Here is a 15,965-nt window from a genome sequence, read left to right as displayed (position 1 = left end):
GATGCACCCCGATGGGCCCTTTCGATTGGCTTCCCCACGCGCCCCTTGAACCTTTGCAGCTGGATTGGCTGCAAGGGGTCGAGTTGGCCGTGCTGCGCCTGGACCGCATCGACCCGCTGATCAGCGGTAACAAGTGGTTCAAACTCAGCGGGCACCTGGCCCTGGCGCGTGAGGCTCGCGGCATCATCAGCCTGGGCGGCGCGTACTCCAATCACTTGCACGCATTGGCGGCGGCGGGGCAACGCTTTGATTTCCCCACGGTCGGCCTGTTGCGCGGCCATCCTCAAGAAAACCCGACCATTCACGACCTGAAAGCCTTCGGCATGCAGCTGCATTGGTTGGGCTATGGGGGCTATCGCGCGCGGCATGAGCCGGGTTTCTGGTTGCCATGGCTTGAGCAATATCCTGGTTTGCATCCCGTGCCCGAAGGCGGCGGCGGGCTGGCGGGCGCCGTGGGTTGTGGCGTACTGGTTGAACAGGCGCGTGCCCAGTTGCACACACTGGGTTGGGCGGACTACGACGCCTGGTGGCTGGCAGCGGGGACGGGCACCACATTGGCCGGGCTGGTATTGGCAGAGGCGGGCGCGCATCCGGTGTACGGCGCCATGGCCGTGCCGGATGATCATGGCGTGGCGCAGAACGTGGAGGCTATTGTGCTGGATGGTTATGAGCTGTTGGATGCCAGCCGAGGCGGATTTGCCAAACTCGATCCACAGTTGCTCGACTTTATTGAAACCACTGAACAGGCCTGTGGCTTGCCGTTAGAGCCGCTCTACACCGGCAAGGCGCTGCTGGCATTAAAGCAACAGATCGAAGCCGGACGCTTCACCCCCGGCACCCGCCTGATCTTTATCCACACCGGCGGCCTGCAAGGTCGCCGAGGGTTCAAGGCCTGAGGGTGATAGGTGCAACACTGCTTTTGTGGTGAGCGGGCTTGTTGTGGTGAGCGGGCTTGCCCCGCGCTGGGTGGCGAAGCCGCCCTAACCCAGGCACCCTAGTTCTCCAGTTAGAGCGCAGGTGCCTGGTTTTGGGGCGGCTTCGCCACCCAGCGCGGGGCAAGCCCGCTCACTACAGGTCAGCGGTGCTGCCAGCGCTTACTCCCGCCCGGCATCATCCGCAATGCGGTGTTATCCCGCAGGAGGTAATGGTGCGCAATCCCCGCCAACGCATGCAGCCCAATCAACCAATACCCGATCTTGCCAAACAACACATGCCAGCCCTCGATTTGTTTGGCCAACGCCTTGTTCTCCGCGATCAACGGCGGCAACTCCATGCCATAGAACATCACCGAATGCCCCTCGGCACTGACGATCAGCCAACCGGCAATCGGCATGCCGATCATCAACGCATACAGCGCGAAGTGCATCAGCGTTGCGAGCAGGCTCTGCCATTGCGGCGGCGCCGGCACGATCTTCGGCGCCACCCCCAGGCTGCGCGCAAACAGGCGCAGCCACACCAGCACAAACACCGTAAGGCCGAACATAAAGTGCATCTCGACAATCAACGTGCGTGCACCGCTGCCTTTGGGGAACTGGCCGCGTAACTCAATGCAGGCGTAGACCACCGCCAGCAGCACCACCATCAACCAGTGCAGCGCAATCGACATGGTGCTGTAACGCGTATCGGAGTTTTTCCACGGCATCGCTGTGTTCCTCACTCATCAGGGCAAACCTCCATTCTTTGGTGATGGAGTGCTTTAACTGTATGCCGGTTTTGAGCGCTTTGCCTGGCGTAAATGCCGTTATCTTGACCTCTATCAGTGGGTCTGCGGCATTTCGCCAAGGATCAGGCGCGCATTGATATCGGCGAGCACCGCCGGCAGGTCGTTGATGGTGTCGATCAGGTAGTGCGGGCGCGAGCCTGCGAACATCGCCTTGATGCGCTGACGCTCGCTGGCCAGGGTGGTGGCATCCAGGGCGCGGAACTGTTCGTAGGTCAGACCCAGGGCATTGCCGGAGCAGGTCAGGGCCACGGTCCACATACCGGCGCGGCGGCCTTCGAGGATGCCCGGCACGGTGTCGTCGACCTTCACGCACGCCGCCACATCATCAATCCCCATGGCAATCACGTTGGCCAGGGCCTGGGCTGGCCAGGGGCGGCCGTTGGGCACTTCGTCGGTAGCCACCACGTGGTCGGCGAAGTAGCCGTTGGTGGCGGCCAGGGCGACCACCTTGTCCATCACCACCTTGGGGTAGCCGGAGCAGGAGCCGATCTTGAGGCCTTGCAGACGCAACCGAGCAATGGTGTCGAGGGCGCCGGGGATCAGCGCCGAATGCTCGGCGATTTTTTCGATTTGCAGCGGCATAAAGCGCTGGTAGATGGCGGTAACGTCATCGTCGGTGGGCGTGCGGCCGAAGACCTGGCGATAGCGCTCGGCCACTTGCGGCTGATTGCACAGGGTGCGGATATGGTCCCACTTGCCCATGCCCATCGGGCCCCGGGCTTCTTCGATGGAGACCTGTACACCGAATTCGGCAAAGGCTTCGACAAAAATCTGCGTCGGTGCAAAAGAGCCAAAGTCGACCACGGTGCCGGCCCAGTCGAGAATCACGGCCTGGAGGGTGTTGGGGTTTTGATAGTTCATGCGGGCGATCCAATAGAAAGGTTGATGGCCATGGCTTGTAACGCCTCGGCGATGGCGGCGACGGCGGCGTGCATGTCGGCGATGTCGACATGGCCGATACAGCCGACGCGGAAGGTTTCCACCTGGGTCAATTTGCCGGGATACAGGATGAAACCCTTGGCCTTGACCCGTTCGTAGAAGTCCTTGAAGTGGTAGCGCGGGTCTTGCGGGGCATGGAAGGTGACAATGATCGGTGCCTGGATCGCTGCCGGCAGGAAGCTGCGCAGGCCCAGTTCAGCCATGCCGTCCAGCAGCGCCTCGCAATTGCGGGCGTAGCGCTGATGCCGTACGGGCAGGCCACCTTCTTCGGCGTATTGCAGCAACGCTTCATGCAGTGCCGCGACCACGTGGGTGGGCGGGGTGAAGCGCCATTGGCCGGTCTTGGCCATGTAGGCGTGCTGGTCGAACAGGTCCAGCGCCAGGGAGTGGCAGTTACCTTGGGCGGCGGCCAGCGCGTGTTTATTGGCGAAGACGAAACCCATGCCCGGTACGCCTTCCAGGCATTTGCCGGACGCGGCGATCAGGGCGTCGAACGGCACATCGCGCGCATCGATCGGCAGCGCGCCAAACGAACTCATGGCGTCGATGATCAAGCGCTTGCCGTGGCTGTCCACGACCTGGGCGATTGCCTGCAGGGGGTTGAGAATGCCGGTGCTGGTTTCGCAGTGGATCAACGCAACGTGGGTGATGGCCGCGTCGGCGCGCAGCAGGCGGTCGACATCGGCGGCGGTGGTGGGTTGGTCTTCGGCGGTTTCAAAGGTGCTGAAATCACGGCCGAGCACTTCGCAGATCTTGGCCAGGCGCTTGCCGTAGGCGCCGTTGATCAGCACCAATACCTTGCCGTTGCGCGGTACCAGGCTACCGATGGCGGCTTCGACGGCGAAGGTGCCGCTGCCTTGCAGTGGCACACAGTGGTGAGTGTCGGCGCCGTCGATGATCGCCAGCAGTTGCTCGCAGACGCTGGCGGTCAGTTGGTTGAAGCGTTCATCCCATGAGCCCCAGTCCACCATCATTGCCTGGCGGGTGCGGGCGGAGGTGGTCAGGGGGCCTGGGGTGAGCAGGATAGGCGCGGTCATTGCAGGTCCTCGTCAAGCGTTCGATTCAAGCTACGGCGCCTAAATTGCAGTTTGGCTTGTTATCAATCAAATTGTTTGTTGTTATGCGAGCTATCAGTGAGGCCGATAGCAATGAACCTGTTCCAATTACGCGCATTCGATGCCGTGGCCCGTGAGGGCAGTTTTACCCGGGCCGCAGCGCGGCTGTTTATCAGCCAGCCGGCGGTGACCGGGCACATCAAGGCCCTGGAGGAGTACTACCAGACCCCGCTGTTGCGCCGTACGGCGCGACGGGTGGAGGTGACCGAGGAGGGCGCACGGCTGGCGGCGATCACCCGGGCCATCTTTGGCTTGGTGGATGAGGCGCAAGCTTTGCTGGAAGCCAACCGCCAATTGCTCACCGGGCGCCTGGAAGTGGCGGCCGATGGTCCGCACCTGGTGATGCCGATGATCGCCAGCCTGCGGGCGCGCTACCCCGGCATCACCGTCAACCTGCGCCTGGGCAATGCCCAGGAAACCTTGGCGGCGTTGTTGTCCGAGCATGCGGATGTGGCGGTGCTGACCGAAGTGGAACCGCGCAACGGCCTGCATTTGCAGGCGTTGAGTGAGTCACGGATATGCGCCCTGGTGCCTTCTGGTCATCCTTGGGCCGGGCAGCCGGAAGGTATCCGCCTGGCGCAATTGCATGAACACATCATGGTCTTGCGCGAGCCCAGTTCCATCACCCGGCGCACCTTTGATGACGCCTGCCTGGCTGCCGGTGTGCAGCCCAAGGTGCTGCTGGAACTGGACAGCCGCGAGGCGGTAACCGAGGCCGTCGCCGCCCAATTGGGGGTTGGGGTGGTGTCCTCGATAGAAGTGAGCCCCGACCCCCGGGTGCGGGCAATTGCCTTGCAAGGTGATGGGCTGGTCAACCGGCACATGCTCGGTTGCATGGAACGACGCCGCTCATTGCGCCTGATCCAGGCGTTTTTCGAGTTGGCGCCCTGACGGTTTTTTGGTGGAACGTTGCGTTTTTGCGCTATAAACTCTGCCCCCAAAGCGCCGGCCAGTAGACGTTTGGGCGCGATGGATATCAAGAGAGTGAGTCATGGGCGCACAGTGGAAAGTCAAACATAAAGAAGCGGCATCCAATGCCAAGGGCAAGATCTTCGGCAAGCTGGTGAAAGAGATCACCATCGCCGCCCGCAACGGCGCCGACACCGCGACCAACGCCCACCTGCGTCTGGTGGTGGAACAGGCCAAGAAGGCCTCGATGCCCAAGGAAACCCTGGAGCGCGCCATCAAGAAAGGTGCGGGTCTGCTGGGTGAAACCGTGCAATACCACCGCGTGACCTACGAAGGGTTTGCCCCGCACCAGGTGCCGCTGATCGTCGAGTGCGTGACCGACAATATCAACCGTACCGTGGCGGAAATCCGCGTGGCATTCCGCAAGGGGCAACTGGGCGCCTCCGGCTCCGTGGCCTGGGACTTCAACCACGTCGGCCTGATCGAAGCCTCGCCGGACACCCCGGATGCTGACCCGGAAATGGCGGCGATTGAAGCCGGTGCACAGGATTTCGAAGACGGCGAAGAAGAGGGCGCGACCCTGTTCATCACCGAGACCACCGACCTGGATGCCGTGCAAAAAGCCTTGCCGGAGCAGGGCTTTACCGTGCTGTCGGCCAAGCTGGGTTACATCGCCAAGAACCCGGTCACCGGTTTGACCGATGAGCAGATGGCTGAGGTTGAAGCCTTCCTGGAAGGCCTGGACAACCATGATGACGTGCAGGATATGTTCGTTGGGTTGGCGGGCTGATTATCCAACTGAATACATGTGGTCAAAATGTGGGAGCGGGCTTGCTCGCGAATGCGGTGTATCAGTCAATTCATGTATCGACTGATACACCGCATTCGCCAGCAAGCCCGCTCCCACATTGGTTTAGTGGTGATGGAGGGAACTGAGTACGACTTCAATTTCCTCGAAGCCCGGTCGTGCCAACACATCCGGCTGGCAGCAGCTGTCGCGCAACGCTAGCAGCTCCTCACTGACTTCCCCCTCAACCCGCTCCAACAATTCCCCCAGCAACACCCCAAACGCCCGCACTTCAATGCGCTGCAACGCCCGGGTTTCCAAGGTGTCCGCCGTGGCATGGAACGATGCCGCGCCAAAGTCCCCCAGCAAACAATCCCCGGCTTCATTCCACAGGATGTTGTGGCCATACAGGTCACCATGGGTGATGCCGTGCCGGTGCAGGTGCGCCGCCACCGAGGCGATGCCTCGCGCTATGTGCAGTGCCACCTCAAGGCTGAAACGAGTGTCGGGTGCGTAGATATCGCGGGTGCACGAGGCCAGGCTCGGCAGTGCGGCAAGGTTGCGATAGCTCGGGTCGATCAGGTCCATCACCAGCGCGGCCTGGTCGTCGGGGTGGCCGACCACGCGGCCTTCCACCTTGATCAGGTTGGGATGCTGCCCGGCGGCAATGCACGCCTGCATTTCGTGCAGCGGCGAGCCGTCGCTGGTGATGGTGCCCTTGTAGAGTTTCACCGCCACGGGCTTGCCCGACGCTTTCCATAGGGCCTTACGGATGACTCCCGAGGCGCCTTCCCCCAGCACTTCGGCCAGTTCCAGCTCGGACCACGGGATGTCCGGCGTCGCATCCTCAGCCTGAACCTCAACCGCCATTTCCACCGGGTTACCGGCGTAGGCCAGCCAAGTCAGGCTCGGCAACGCCAGCAACCATTCTGGCAAGTGGGTGAAGCGGTTGGAGGCGATGCGCAGCAATTCGAGGTTATGGCAGTTGGCCAGGCTCTCCGGCAGATGGGTCAAGTGATTGCCGGCCAGCATGAATTTTTGCAGCAACGGCCTGTGGCCCAGCTCATCCGGCAATTGGCTGATCTGGTTGTCGGTAAGGATCAACCAGCGCAACAACGGCGGTAACGCGGCGGCGGGCACGTGGCTGATCTGGTTGGCCTTGAAGCCGATCATGCTCAGCTTGGTGCACTGGCCCAGGCATTCCGGCAGCGCGGTAAACCGGTTGTCCGAGCAGAACAACACGCGCAGATGGGGCAAGCGGTGCAGGTCGTCGGGCAGGCTGCTCAGGGCGTTGCCACTGAGGTTGAGGATTTCCAGGGAGTCGGCCAGTTCGAAGATTTCCTGGGGGAACTCGGTCAGCCCGCAGGACAGGTCCAGGCGCGTGATACCGGCCAATTGGCCGGCCTTGAGTTGGGCGAGGGTATGCATGAACGACACGTTCTCTGGGCAATGGAGGCGTAATTGGCGGTCATGATACCGGGTCGGGTAGCGGTTGCGGGTTCACTTGGCCTAATTGGCCCAAGCGGCTGGCCGTGCGCGCCAGGTCGATCGCCTGGCCGGCCAGGCAGTCGGCCAGGGGCTGCGGGCCGATCAGGATCAGGTGCTTATCCTTGTCGTAGAGCACGTCCACCAGGTTGATAAAGCGTTGCTGCACGGCAATCGGGCAGTCCGCCAGAAGGGGCAGGCCGTCGATGATCCAGTGGTCGAAGTCCTGGCACAGCAGCAGGTAGTCCATCACGGCGGTGAGCTGTTCGCACAAGTCGTTGAAGGTGAAGGCGATGGTGCGGCCTTGTTGGTGGCGGCAGCGCAACTGGCGGTTACCGACGGCCAGGGGCTGTGGCGGACAGTCCGCCGCCGGCAGATCGAGCGCTTCACGCTGGCTCGCGGTGCCCGGCCATACATAGCGGCCTTGGGTAAAACGCTGGGTGCTTTGCGCCTGGGGCAGGCTGCGAAAGTCCTGGGGCGAGCTGACTTCCAGTACGTCCATGCGCGCCGCGATCAAGTCGATCACCGGCTTGAAACGCTCGTGGTACAGAGGGTTGGGCAGCAGCCCTTCGGGCGGGTAGTTGGAGGTGACCAGCACCAGCACGCCGCGCTGGAACAGGGCCTTGAATAAGCGGCTGATGAGCATGGCATCGCCGATGTCATGCACATGGAATTCGTCGAAACACAGCACCTGGCAATCGGCCAGTAGCTCATTCAGGGTGATCGCCAGGGCATCGTCCTGATACTGGTGCTGGAACATACCTTTGTGCAGACGCGCGAAGAAATCGTGGAAGTGCACACGTTGTTTTTCGGCAATCGGCAGTGCCTGGAAAAAGCCATCCAGCAGCCAGCTTTTACCGCGCCCCACCGGCCCGTGCAGGTACAGGCTGCGTGTTGCAACGCCTGCGAGCAGGTGCTGGGTTTCGCGGGCCAGGGCGGCGATGGCCAGGGTTTGCCCGGCGCTGAGGGTATAGCCCTGTTGCGCGGCTTTTTGCTGAAAGAACGGTGGGATGGGCGAGGCGTCGAGTGTGTCGGTTTTTTTACCGAGTAAACGACGAATCAGCGAGCGCGGGGCCAAGGCAAATCACTCTGTTGGTCGGTGGTCGCTCACTTTAGGGCGCTCGCCGCGATTTGACCAATAGAGAAGGATGTCGCCAGCTATCTCGAAAAAGCATGTCGCGCGGCCATTCCCTTAAGCACTGGCAGAATCTCGTTGACTGACTAACCTCATACACAGCAGTCACCCCTGTACAAGGATTTGGGGCAGTGAAGGGACGAGCAGTATTGGCAGTCATGGGCGCGATGCTCTGCAACACGGCTTACGCTGCGCAACTCCAAGTGGAAGTGCGCATCGACGTGCAGCGGGGTTGCCAACTGGTGGGCACCACCCGCGAGGCTGGCATCGAGCAACTTGGCGTATTGGATTTCGGCAGCGGCCCGCGTCTGGATGACCCGGCCGGGCCCCTGAGTGCGGCGCTGATCAGCCAGCGCCAGCCGCGCCTGGAGTGCAACCCCGATACGCCCTACCAGATGCGCGTTGACGGTGGCCTGCATGGCGGCACCGGCGAAGTGCGTTACCTGAGCGCCACCCCGTCAGGTGCACCCATTCCCTATCGTATTTATGCCGACGCTGCGCGGCGTATCCCCTTGCCGGTGGATGTGCCCCTCAGCGGCCGTGTGCCCGATTCCGGCAGCGTCGACCTGCCGCTCTATGGGCGTATCGAACCACTCAAGGGTATTCCCGCCGTCGGGCGTTATTCCGACCTGCTCAAGGTCACGGTCACATGGTGAGCCGGTGCCTGGCCCTGGTGGCCATGGGCGGCCTGCTGTTGCTGGCCGATGACGTGCAGGCGGCGAGCGTAGCCGGGCAGGTCCATGCACGGTTGGTGATCACCGCCAGTTGCCAGGTCAGTAAAGGCCCCGACATCGCCCCGGTAACACCAGACAGTGGGGCGGCGATGCTGGATTTCGGTAGCCATGGCCCGACCTGGGACAACCGCCTGACCAGCGGCGTCACCGATGGTGACAAGGCGCCGCTGGCAGTGTCCTGCAACCCGTCGTTGGTCAGCAGCTTCACGGTGACCATCGATGGCGGCGTCAATGGTGATGGCGCTACGCGGCGCCTGAGCAACGGTCGTCAGACCATTCCCTATCGTTTGTCGGCTGACCCGCTGGGGCGTAGCACCTACAGCATCGGCCAGCAACGCAATTTCGTCGTGACCAAAGGCGCCCAGGTACCGATCCCGGTATTCGGCTCGGTGGTGGCGAATACCAGGGCCCTACCGGCCGGCATCTATACAGACACCCTGACGGTGACTCTGGATTGGTAAACCATGAGGATGAACATCATGCATGCACTTGTATCCAAAGCAGTTTTTCCCTTGTTGGCATTGGCGTGGGTGTCGGGATCACAGGCGGCCACAGTGGCCGGTACGGTCAAGGCCACCCTGGTGCTGACGAGCAGTTGCCAGGTCAATGGCGCGGCGGCGACCGCCGGGATGAGCTTCGGCGATTTGTCCTTCGGTACCGCCAATAGCTTGTTTACCGAGTCCTCCGGGCAGGTGCTGGGCGGTGGCGGTGGTGCGTTGTCGATCCTCTGTTCGGCGGGCACCTCGCCAACGCTGACAGTGGCGGCCGGAGCCAATGACGGCAAGTCCCCCGGTGGCACCCGCGCGTTGTACGACGGCGTTGCCAATTACGTGCCTTACGACCTCTTCACCGACAGTGCCCATTCGAGCTTGATTGCAATCGGCGGGGTGATCCCCCTGGCGGCCAGTACCGGCGTGGCCCAGTCCGTGAATATCTACGGTAGGGCCGTCGGCAAGGCGGGGCTGCCGGCCGGTACTTACACCGACACGATCAACGTCACGCTGACCTTCTAACGGCGATGAAACGGGCGGGGTGTGCAGCGCTGGCAGTGTGTATCGGCTGGGGGATGCCGGTGTCGCTGCTGGCCGTCACCAGCCAGTCGTTCCTGGTGAGCGCGACCATTACGCCGGGCTGCCTGGTGGTTACCGGCGGCACCAATTACGGCAGCCTGGCGTTCGGCAGCTATTCAGCGCTGGCCACCAGTACGGCGTCGGTGGCGTTGACCAGCTCGGTGGTTTTGCAATGCACGCCCGGGGTGGCGTTGAGTATGACGGTCGACGGCGGTTTGTATAACAGCAGTGGGCGGCGCATGCAGCTCGACAGCGGTACGGCCAAGGTTGCTTATCAGCTGTTTCGCGATGCGGCGTTGAGCCAAAGCCTGGGCATCAGCCAGAGCGTCAGCGTGGCCTACAGCAACGCCAATAACATCACTTTGCCGATTTACGGCCGGGTGCAACTACCGGGCAACACGCCTGGGGGGACGTACAGCGACACGCTGCAGGTGCAGCTGACGTGGTAAGACGATTGGCAATAAGGAGTGGGATTTATGTATGAAGCTTCCCGGCGTGGATGGGTAGCAGGGGTTTGCGCGTTGCTGGGGTTGGCGGCAGGCCCGGTGCAGGCGGCCAGCTCGGTGCTGATCTGGCCGATTGACCCGGTGCTGGAGGCCGACCAACAGGCCAGTGCGTTGTGGCTGGAAAACCGTGGCACCGAAACCGCCAATTTGCAGGTAAGGGTATTTGCCTGGAGCCAGAGTGGGTTTGATGAGCAGTATCAGGCCCAGCGCGATGTGATCGGCAGCCCACCGGTGGCGAAGATCGCGCCAGGGCAAAAGCAGTTGATAAGGCTGACCCGCACCAAGGACGTGCCACCCGGCCAGGAGCTGGCCTACCGCATCATCATCGATGAAATCCCTTCTGCCGAGCCCGTCGCCACGGCGGCCGATGGCAAGACCGCCGCCGCCGTGCGTTTTCAGATGCGCTACTCAGTGCCGTTGTTCGCCTATGGCCCGGGCCTGTGGAACAAGGTCGATGGCACCCGTGACCGCGACCCCAAGACCGCCGGCCAGCCAAACCTGAGCTGGAAGAAGGTCACCGTGGGCGGGCGCAACTATGTGGAAATGCGCAACCAGGGCGCCGTGCATGCCCGCCTGACCGATGCCAGTTTCAAGCAGGGCAGCCAGTCTCTCCCGTTGGTGGACGGGCTGATGGGCTACGTGCTGCCGGGCGCAACCATGCGCTGGCCGGTGCCGGCCGGCGTGGCCGCTGACCAGGCGTTGCAAGTGAGGGTCAATGGCGCCACCCAAGTGGAGAGCCTTGCACCGGGCCGATAGAACAGTGCGAAAGGGCAGGGAATAGCCCCAGGTTTAACGGATGGAGATGTCCATTGATGGACACAAGGCCTTGGTGAGTCGCGATTGGGCTCGTTGTCTATGGCGGTCGGTGTGGGTGGTGGCAAGTCTGTCTGGCCTGGTGATTGTGCCGCTGGGCGAGGCTGCGCCGTTGCCGCCCCCTCCCAGCAGTATGGAGGCTGTAGCCGATGCTCAGTTGTTCCTGGAGTTGGTGGTCAACCAGCGTGATACCGGCCGGGTGGTGGCTGTCAGCCAGCGCGCAGGAGGCTTGTTCCTGGCGGCGAGCGCGTTGCAGGACATCGGCATGAAGTTGCCGGGTGAAGTGCCCACCGAGGTCGACCTGGATAAGCTGCCGGGCCTGCACAGCGACTACGACAGCCAGGCCCAGCGCCTGATGTTGACCGTGCCGCCAGCCTGGCTGCCGGAGCAGTTTATCGGCAATCGCAGCAGCTACCCGCGCACCCAGGCGCTGACCAGCTTTGGCGCGCTGCTCAACTATGACGCCTACCTCAATGACACCGACGACAGCGGCACCTACCTGGCGGTGTTCAACGAAGTGCGCCTGTTCGACACGTGGGGCACGTTGTCCAACACGGGCCAGTACCGCAGCACGATTGGTCGGGAGGTTGAAGGCAGCACCTTCAACAATGGCTATCGGCGTTATGACACGACCTGGCGTTTTTCTGACGATGAGCGCCTGCTGACCTATGAGGCGGGTGATGTCATCAGCGCCGCCTTGCCCTGGAGCAGTTCAGTGCGCCTGGGTGGGGTGCAGGTGTCCCGCGACTTCGGTGTGCGCCCGGACCTGGTGACCTATCCCTTGCCACAGTTCGCCGGGGAGGCGGCGGTGCCGTCATCGGTGGACCTGTTTATCAACGGCTACAAGTCCAGCAGCGCCGATCTGCAGCCCGGTCCCTACACCCTGACCAACGTGCCGTTTATCAACGGGGCGGGCGAGGCCGTGGTGGTGACCACCGACACACTTGGGCGGCAGGTATCGACCACGGTGCCGTTCTATGTCACCAGCACGTTGCTGCAAAAAGGCTTGTCGGATTTTTCGGTGTCGGCCGGTAATCTGCGACGCGACTACACCGTGCGGGATTTCGGTTACGGGCCCGGCGTGGCCAGTGGCACGTTTCGCTATGGGCTGTCGGACGCGTTCACCGTGGAGGGGCATGCCGAAGCCGCCAGCGACCTGACCCTGGGCGGCGTGGGCGGCAATCTGCGGCTGGGCAATTTTGGCGTGCTCAATACGGCGGTCAGCCAAAGCCAGTTCGACGGTGGCTCGGGCCAGCAACTAAGCCTGGGCTATCAGTACAGCAGCCAGCGTTACAGCCTGTCGTACCAGCGGGTCGAGCGCCGCGACCAATACGCCGACCTGACCCTGATCGATACGCCCTACGCCAGCCTCAGCAAGCGCAGCGAACAAGTGACGCTGAGCTTGAACCTCAATGACTTTGGCAGCCTCGGCGTGGGTTATTTCGATGTGCAGGCGGCGGATGACTCGCGCACACGCTTGCTGAACCTGACGTGGAGCAAGTCGCTGTGGCGCAACACCAGTTTTTATCTGTCGGCCAACCGCGAAATCGGTGATAGCAACTGGGCGGTACAGGGGCAATTGATCATTCCGTTCGATCTCTACGGCAGCCTCAGCGTGGGCAGCGAACGCAGCAACAGCGGCCAGGTGCAACAGCGGGTCAATTACAGCCGGGCAGTCCCGACGGCGGGCGGCGTGGGCTTTAACCTGGGCTATGCCAGTGGCGACGGGCCGGCCTACCGCCAAGCCGACCTGACCTGGCGCTTGCAGTCGGTGCAGTTGCAGGCCGGTGTGTATGGCACCAGCGAGGCGCAAACCCGCTGGGCCGATGCGTCCGGTTCGCTGGTGTGGATGGACAAGCAGTTCTTTACCGCCAACCAGGTCAACGATGCCTTTGTGGTGGTCAGCACCGATGGTTTTGCCGGTGTACCAGTGCGCTACGAAAATCAGGTGGTGGGCGAAACCGACCGCAACGGTCACTTGCTGGTGCCGTGGAGCAGCGCTTACTACCGCGCCAAATATGAGGTTGACCCATTGAACCTGCCCACCAACGTGCAGGTGGCCAACGTTGAACAGCGTGTGGCAGTACGTCGGGGCAGCGGTTACCTGTTGGAGTTTCCGATGCGTCGGGTGATTGCCGCGAGCATCACATTGGTGGACGCCCAGCATCAGGATTTACCCCTGGGCAGCCAGGTGCGTCACGAGCAAAGCGGCGGGCTGGCGGTGGTGGGCTGGGATGGTTTGGTCTACCTGGAGAACCTGGCGACGCACAACACCCTGCAAGTCACGCTGGGTGACGGCCAGAGCTGCCAGGCAACCTTTGACCTTAATCCCGCCGAGGAGCAGGTGCCCTTGATCGGGCCGCTGGTGTGTCAATGACTTAAGGAGTGCGCGTGTGCGGGTCAGGGAATGGCTGTGGAAGGTGTTGGCAATCGGGAGTCTGGGCGTATCGGTACACGTGCAGGCAGCGTGCAGCGCGGTCGCCACGTCGCCTGCAAGTTTCGGCTCGGTGAGTTCGATGATGGTACGCACCACCGCACAATCGAGTTCCACCACCAACGCCGGCTTGAGTTGTACACCGTTGGTCTTGTCCGTACTGGGCTCGGGGGACCATTTCTACGCAACCATCACAGGCTCGGCGCAGGGCGGTATGGTCGGACCGACGGGGGATGTGATCGGTTATACGATCTATGGTAACAACACCACCACCTACCCCATTGCCCGGAACACCCGATTCGACTTTGGCGGTAATGGAGGCATCGCCGCCACCTACGGTCTGGTGTTCGCGCCGGGTCCAAAAACCTTGCCGTTGTACTTTGGCAGCCTCACCGGCAGTAATGTGGCGGCGGGGCTGTACAGCGAAACCCTGAGTATTGTGTGGGCTTGGGACTATTGCTCGGGCATCAACTTGATCGGCATCTGCCTGGGGCGTGATACCGGCACGGGTACGTCCACGTTGAGCGTGAGCATGCTGGTGACCAATGACTGCCAGATCACCACGCCCCCCATCAGCTTTGGCAGCGCGCCAGTGGTCAGCGCGTTTGCCACTGTGAACGGCCAGGCCAGCGTCAACTGCACCAAAGGCAGCGCCTACACCGTCGGTCTCAGCGACGGCCAGCATCCCGTCAGTGTGGGCGGGCGGCGGCAGATGATTTCCGGGACCAACTTGTTGGCCTACGACATCTTCGTCAGTGCCGGCACCACCCGTTGGGGGAGTGTCGGTGCGGCGCGACGGGCCAGTGCCACCGCCGACGTGTTACCGGGCAATGGCCTGGGTACCGGCAGTCAGGTCTTCAACTACAACGCCAAGATCTATACCGACCAAGCGACTCCGCCGGGCGGCACCTACACCGATAACGTGGTGCTCGACGTCGGGTTCTAGAACGCCTGCAGGGGCGGGGATGGCTGATCCACGGGCTTGACCAGCGCATAGTTGTAGCCCGCGCCCGACCAGAATTGGGCCTGCAACCCATCGGCACTGCGGCTGCCTTTGGGCAGGAAACCGTTATCCGGTCCCGGCGGGCGAATGTAGAAACTGATCCGCCGGCCCTGCGGGTCCTCATACAGCACCATGGCTGCCGCACCTTGGTCGGTGGTGAGCAGGCGCCCGCTGACCGGCATGAACCCCGACGCGCTCAAGTCCGGCAGGCGGTGGGCCTGGTTGAAGTAGCGGTCGAGCCAGGCCTGCATATTACCGCTGCCTTGGGCCTGGTAGTCGGCGGGCATGATGCCGTCCTGGGCAAACAGGCGGTAAGCCTGCATCGCATCGGCCATGGGCAACAGGGGCGCTTGGGTGGCTTCGCGGGCGTGCCAGCCGCCCAGGCCGCCGAGGCTGACGGCAATCAGCAACACCGCCGCCGTGGCGAAGTGCCTGCGTGATTGGTGTTGGATGCGTTGGCGAATCAGCGCTGGGTCGAGGTTGGGGTTGGCCGGTTGTTGCAGGGCACCGCCCAAGGCGGCGCGCAGCAATTGCGCGTCGTGCTGCCAGGCATGTACCTGGGCCGCCACGTCGGGGTGGGCGGCCAGGTAGGTTTCAAGCACGCGACGGTCGCTGTCCAGGAGCTGGTGGTCGACGTAGGCATGTAAATCGCGTTCGCTGGGGGGCAGGCTGATCATTTGAGTATCCGCAGGGAAGGGCTGGCAATTTCGCCATCACTGAGTTGACGCAAGGCTTGGCGCGCTCGGGACAAACGCGACATCACGGTGCCGATGGGCACCTCCAGGATTTCGGCGACTTCCTTGTAGCTCAAGCCCTCGACCGACACCCACAGCAGCAGTGCGCGCTGCTCGGTGCCCAGTTGGTCGAAGGCTTGCAGGGTCGATTGGGCGATCACCGTGCGCTCCACCGACGGTTGCGCATCATCGCGCCCGGTAAAGAATTCCAGCATGCGTGCGTAGCGTCGGGTGCGACGGTGGGCGTCGAGGAACTGGCGGTAGAGGATCGAAAACAGCCAGGCGCGCAGGTCACCTTCCGGGCGTTTGTCGGCCCAACGGGTGATCGCCCGCTCCAGGCTCGATTGCACCAAGTCGTCGGCGCTGCTGGCGTTACGGGTCAGGGACACGGCAAAGCGCCGCAGCCTGGGGATGAGTTCACGTAACGGTTCGTCGAGTTCATGCATGGGGTATCTGGCTGGTCACTACGCTGGGACTAGGGAGACGCGTGGCGTTGACGATTATTCCCGGCCCTTGGAAATAAATCCAAGGCCAGGGAATAGAGCACAACGGCGTTCGTCTTAATGCTCCGACCTTAT

Annotated in this window: 17 protein-coding genes; 10 read left to right on the top strand and 7 right to left on the bottom strand. The window is 62.6% G+C overall.

Annotated features, from left to right (window positions below; genetic code table 11):
• Positions 1 to 11: 11 nt before the first annotated feature.
• Positions 12 to 896 (top strand): 1-aminocyclopropane-1-carboxylate deaminase/D-cysteine desulfhydrase, encoded by an 885-nt coding sequence (locus ACLD1Y_RS17050; RefSeq protein ID WP_429479067.1) that lies wholly within the window; start codon positions 12 to 14, stop codon positions 894 to 896.
• A gap of 179 nt (positions 897 to 1,075) precedes the next feature.
• Here the strand turns inward: ACLD1Y_RS17050 and ACLD1Y_RS17045 are convergent, their stop codons facing one another.
• The 3 genes from ACLD1Y_RS17045 to ACLD1Y_RS17035 all read right to left on the bottom strand — a co-directional run bounded on the left by ACLD1Y_RS17045 (position 1,076) and on the right by ACLD1Y_RS17035 (position 3,699).
• Positions 1,076 to 1,642 (bottom strand): cytochrome b, encoded by a 567-nt coding sequence (locus tag ACLD1Y_RS17045; protein ID WP_429479066.1) that lies wholly within the window; start codon positions 1,640 to 1,642, stop codon positions 1,076 to 1,078.
• A 114-nt stretch (positions 1,643 to 1,756) separates the two neighbouring features.
• Positions 1,757 to 2,584 carry a phosphonoacetaldehyde hydrolase gene (gene phnX, locus ACLD1Y_RS17040; RefSeq protein WP_429479065.1) on the bottom strand — a complete coding sequence of 276 codons (828 nt, stop codon included), beginning with the start codon at positions 2,582 to 2,584 and terminating at the stop codon, positions 1,757 to 1,759.
• The gene (locus tag ACLD1Y_RS17035; RefSeq protein WP_429479064.1) at positions 2,581 to 3,699 is read right to left on the bottom strand and encodes a 2-aminoethylphosphonate--pyruvate transaminase; all 1,119 of its coding nucleotides are present in this window, start codon (positions 3,697 to 3,699) and stop codon (positions 2,581 to 2,583) included. Before ACLD1Y_RS17035 ends, phnX begins: the two co-directional genes overlap by 4 nt.
• Before the next feature lie 111 nt (positions 3,700 to 3,810).
• Here ACLD1Y_RS17035 and ACLD1Y_RS17030 point away from each other — a divergent pair, with 111 nt between their 5' ends.
• Together ACLD1Y_RS17030 and ACLD1Y_RS17025 are read left to right on the top strand one after the other, a co-directional pair.
• Positions 3,811 to 4,668: a LysR substrate-binding domain-containing protein gene (locus ACLD1Y_RS17030; RefSeq protein ID WP_429479063.1), complete on the top strand. Its 858-nt coding sequence runs from the start codon at positions 3,811 to 3,813 to the stop codon at positions 4,666 to 4,668.
• A gap of 100 nt (positions 4,669 to 4,768) precedes the next feature.
• A complete protein-coding gene (locus tag ACLD1Y_RS17025; RefSeq protein ID WP_429479061.1) occupies positions 4,769 to 5,476 on the top strand; it encodes a YebC/PmpR family DNA-binding transcriptional regulator in 708 nt (235 codons plus the stop codon).
• 123 nt (positions 5,477 to 5,599) lie between these two features.
• On the opposite strand, the gene ACLD1Y_RS17020 is transcribed toward ACLD1Y_RS17025, so the two are convergent.
• The gene (locus ACLD1Y_RS17020) at positions 5,600 to 6,901 is read right to left on the bottom strand and encodes a protein kinase (protein ID WP_429479059.1); all 1,302 of its coding nucleotides are present in this window, start codon (positions 6,899 to 6,901) and stop codon (positions 5,600 to 5,602) included.
• A 40-nt stretch (positions 6,902 to 6,941) separates the two neighbouring features.
• Positions 6,942 to 8,036 carry a cell division protein ZapE gene (gene zapE, locus ACLD1Y_RS17015; protein ID WP_429479057.1) on the bottom strand — a complete coding sequence of 365 codons (1,095 nt, stop codon included), beginning with the start codon at positions 8,034 to 8,036 and terminating at the stop codon, positions 6,942 to 6,944.
• A gap of 215 nt (positions 8,037 to 8,251) precedes the next feature.
• Here zapE and ACLD1Y_RS17010 point away from each other — a divergent pair, with 215 nt between their 5' ends.
• The 7 genes from ACLD1Y_RS17010 to ACLD1Y_RS16980 are packed head-to-tail and all read left to right on the top strand — an operon-like array spanning position 8,252 to position 14,596.
• Positions 8,252 to 8,749, top strand: coding sequence for a Csu type fimbrial protein (locus ACLD1Y_RS17010; protein ID WP_429479102.1), 498 nt, complete (start codon positions 8,252 to 8,254; stop codon positions 8,747 to 8,749).
• The gene (locus ACLD1Y_RS17005; RefSeq protein ID WP_429479055.1) at positions 8,743 to 9,288 is read left to right on the top strand and encodes a Csu type fimbrial protein; all 546 of its coding nucleotides are present in this window, start codon (positions 8,743 to 8,745) and stop codon (positions 9,286 to 9,288) included. The genes ACLD1Y_RS17010 and ACLD1Y_RS17005 overlap by 7 nt, the downstream gene beginning before the upstream one ends.
• Positions 9,289 to 9,306: 18 nt before the next feature.
• Complete coding sequence (locus tag ACLD1Y_RS17000; RefSeq protein ID WP_429479053.1) at positions 9,307 to 9,840, top strand: Csu type fimbrial protein; 534 nt, start codon at positions 9,307 to 9,309, stop codon at positions 9,838 to 9,840.
• A 5-nt stretch (positions 9,841 to 9,845) separates the two neighbouring features.
• A complete protein-coding gene (locus tag ACLD1Y_RS16995) occupies positions 9,846 to 10,346 on the top strand; it encodes a Csu type fimbrial protein (RefSeq protein ID WP_429479051.1) in 501 nt (166 codons plus the stop codon).
• 27 nt (positions 10,347 to 10,373) lie between these two features.
• A complete protein-coding gene (locus ACLD1Y_RS16990) occupies positions 10,374 to 11,159 on the top strand; it encodes a fimbrial biogenesis chaperone (protein ID WP_429479049.1) in 786 nt (261 codons plus the stop codon).
• A gap of 40 nt (positions 11,160 to 11,199) precedes the next feature.
• Positions 11,200 to 13,593: a fimbria/pilus outer membrane usher protein gene (locus ACLD1Y_RS16985; RefSeq protein ID WP_429479047.1), complete on the top strand. Its 2,394-nt coding sequence runs from the start codon at positions 11,200 to 11,202 to the stop codon at positions 13,591 to 13,593.
• A gap of 16 nt (positions 13,594 to 13,609) precedes the next feature.
• The gene (locus ACLD1Y_RS16980; RefSeq protein ID WP_429479046.1) at positions 13,610 to 14,596 is read left to right on the top strand and encodes a Csu type fimbrial protein; all 987 of its coding nucleotides are present in this window, start codon (positions 13,610 to 13,612) and stop codon (positions 14,594 to 14,596) included.
• Here the strand turns inward: ACLD1Y_RS16980 and ACLD1Y_RS16975 are convergent.
• Complete coding sequence (locus ACLD1Y_RS16975) at positions 14,593 to 15,330, bottom strand: anti-sigma factor family protein (RefSeq protein ID WP_429479045.1); 738 nt, start codon at positions 15,328 to 15,330, stop codon at positions 14,593 to 14,595. The genes ACLD1Y_RS16980 and ACLD1Y_RS16975 overlap by 4 nt on opposite strands.
• Positions 15,327 to 15,833, bottom strand: a complete 507-nt coding sequence (locus ACLD1Y_RS16970; protein ID WP_429479043.1) for a sigma-70 family RNA polymerase sigma factor — start codon at positions 15,831 to 15,833, stop codon at positions 15,327 to 15,329. Before ACLD1Y_RS16970 ends, ACLD1Y_RS16975 begins: the two co-directional genes overlap by 4 nt.
• Positions 15,834 to 15,965 lie beyond the last annotated feature (132 nt).

The sequence above is a fragment of the Pseudomonas sp. 18175 genome (genome assembly GCF_050432925.1).
Lineage (GTDB): Bacteria > Pseudomonadota > Gammaproteobacteria > Pseudomonadales > Pseudomonadaceae > Aquipseudomonas.
This window is presented reverse-complemented; position numbering and strand designations above follow the sequence as displayed.

What these genes read in the sequence shown, in the direction of transcription:
- ACLD1Y_RS17050 (WP_429479067.1), top strand. Translation starts at nt 12, where the DNA reads ATGGGCCCTTTCGATTGGCTTCCCCACGCGCCCCTTGAACCTTTGCAG.
- ACLD1Y_RS17045 (WP_429479066.1), bottom strand. Translation starts at nt 1,642, where the DNA reads ATGCCGTGGAAAAACTCCGATACGCGTTACAGCACCATGTCGATTGCG.
- phnX (WP_429479065.1), bottom strand. Translation starts at nt 2,584, where the DNA reads ATGAACTATCAAAACCCCAACACCCTCCAGGCCGTGATTCTCGACTGG.
- ACLD1Y_RS17035 (WP_429479064.1), bottom strand. Translation starts at nt 3,699, where the DNA reads ATGACCGCGCCTATCCTGCTCACCCCAGGCCCCCTGACCACCTCCGCC.
- ACLD1Y_RS17030 (WP_429479063.1), top strand. Translation starts at nt 3,811, where the DNA reads ATGAACCTGTTCCAATTACGCGCATTCGATGCCGTGGCCCGTGAGGGC.
- ACLD1Y_RS17025 (WP_429479061.1), top strand. Translation starts at nt 4,769, where the DNA reads ATGGGCGCACAGTGGAAAGTCAAACATAAAGAAGCGGCATCCAATGCC.
- ACLD1Y_RS17020 (WP_429479059.1), bottom strand. Translation starts at nt 6,901, where the DNA reads ATGCATACCCTCGCCCAACTCAAGGCCGGCCAATTGGCCGGTATCACG.
- ACLD1Y_RS17010 (WP_429479102.1), top strand. Translation starts at nt 8,252, where the DNA reads ATGGGCGCGATGCTCTGCAACACGGCTTACGCTGCGCAACTCCAAGTG.
- ACLD1Y_RS17005 (WP_429479055.1), top strand. Translation starts at nt 8,743, where the DNA reads ATGGTGAGCCGGTGCCTGGCCCTGGTGGCCATGGGCGGCCTGCTGTTG.
- ACLD1Y_RS17000 (WP_429479053.1), top strand. Translation starts at nt 9,307, where the DNA reads ATGCATGCACTTGTATCCAAAGCAGTTTTTCCCTTGTTGGCATTGGCG.
- ACLD1Y_RS16995 (WP_429479051.1), top strand. Translation starts at nt 9,846, where the DNA reads ATGAAACGGGCGGGGTGTGCAGCGCTGGCAGTGTGTATCGGCTGGGGG.
- ACLD1Y_RS16990 (WP_429479049.1), top strand. Translation starts at nt 10,374, where the DNA reads ATGTATGAAGCTTCCCGGCGTGGATGGGTAGCAGGGGTTTGCGCGTTG.
- ACLD1Y_RS16985 (WP_429479047.1), top strand. Translation starts at nt 11,200, where the DNA reads ATGGAGATGTCCATTGATGGACACAAGGCCTTGGTGAGTCGCGATTGG.
- ACLD1Y_RS16975 (WP_429479045.1), bottom strand. Translation starts at nt 15,330, where the DNA reads ATGATCAGCCTGCCCCCCAGCGAACGCGATTTACATGCCTACGTCGAC.
- ACLD1Y_RS16970 (WP_429479043.1), bottom strand. Translation starts at nt 15,833, where the DNA reads ATGCATGAACTCGACGAACCGTTACGTGAACTCATCCCCAGGCTGCGG.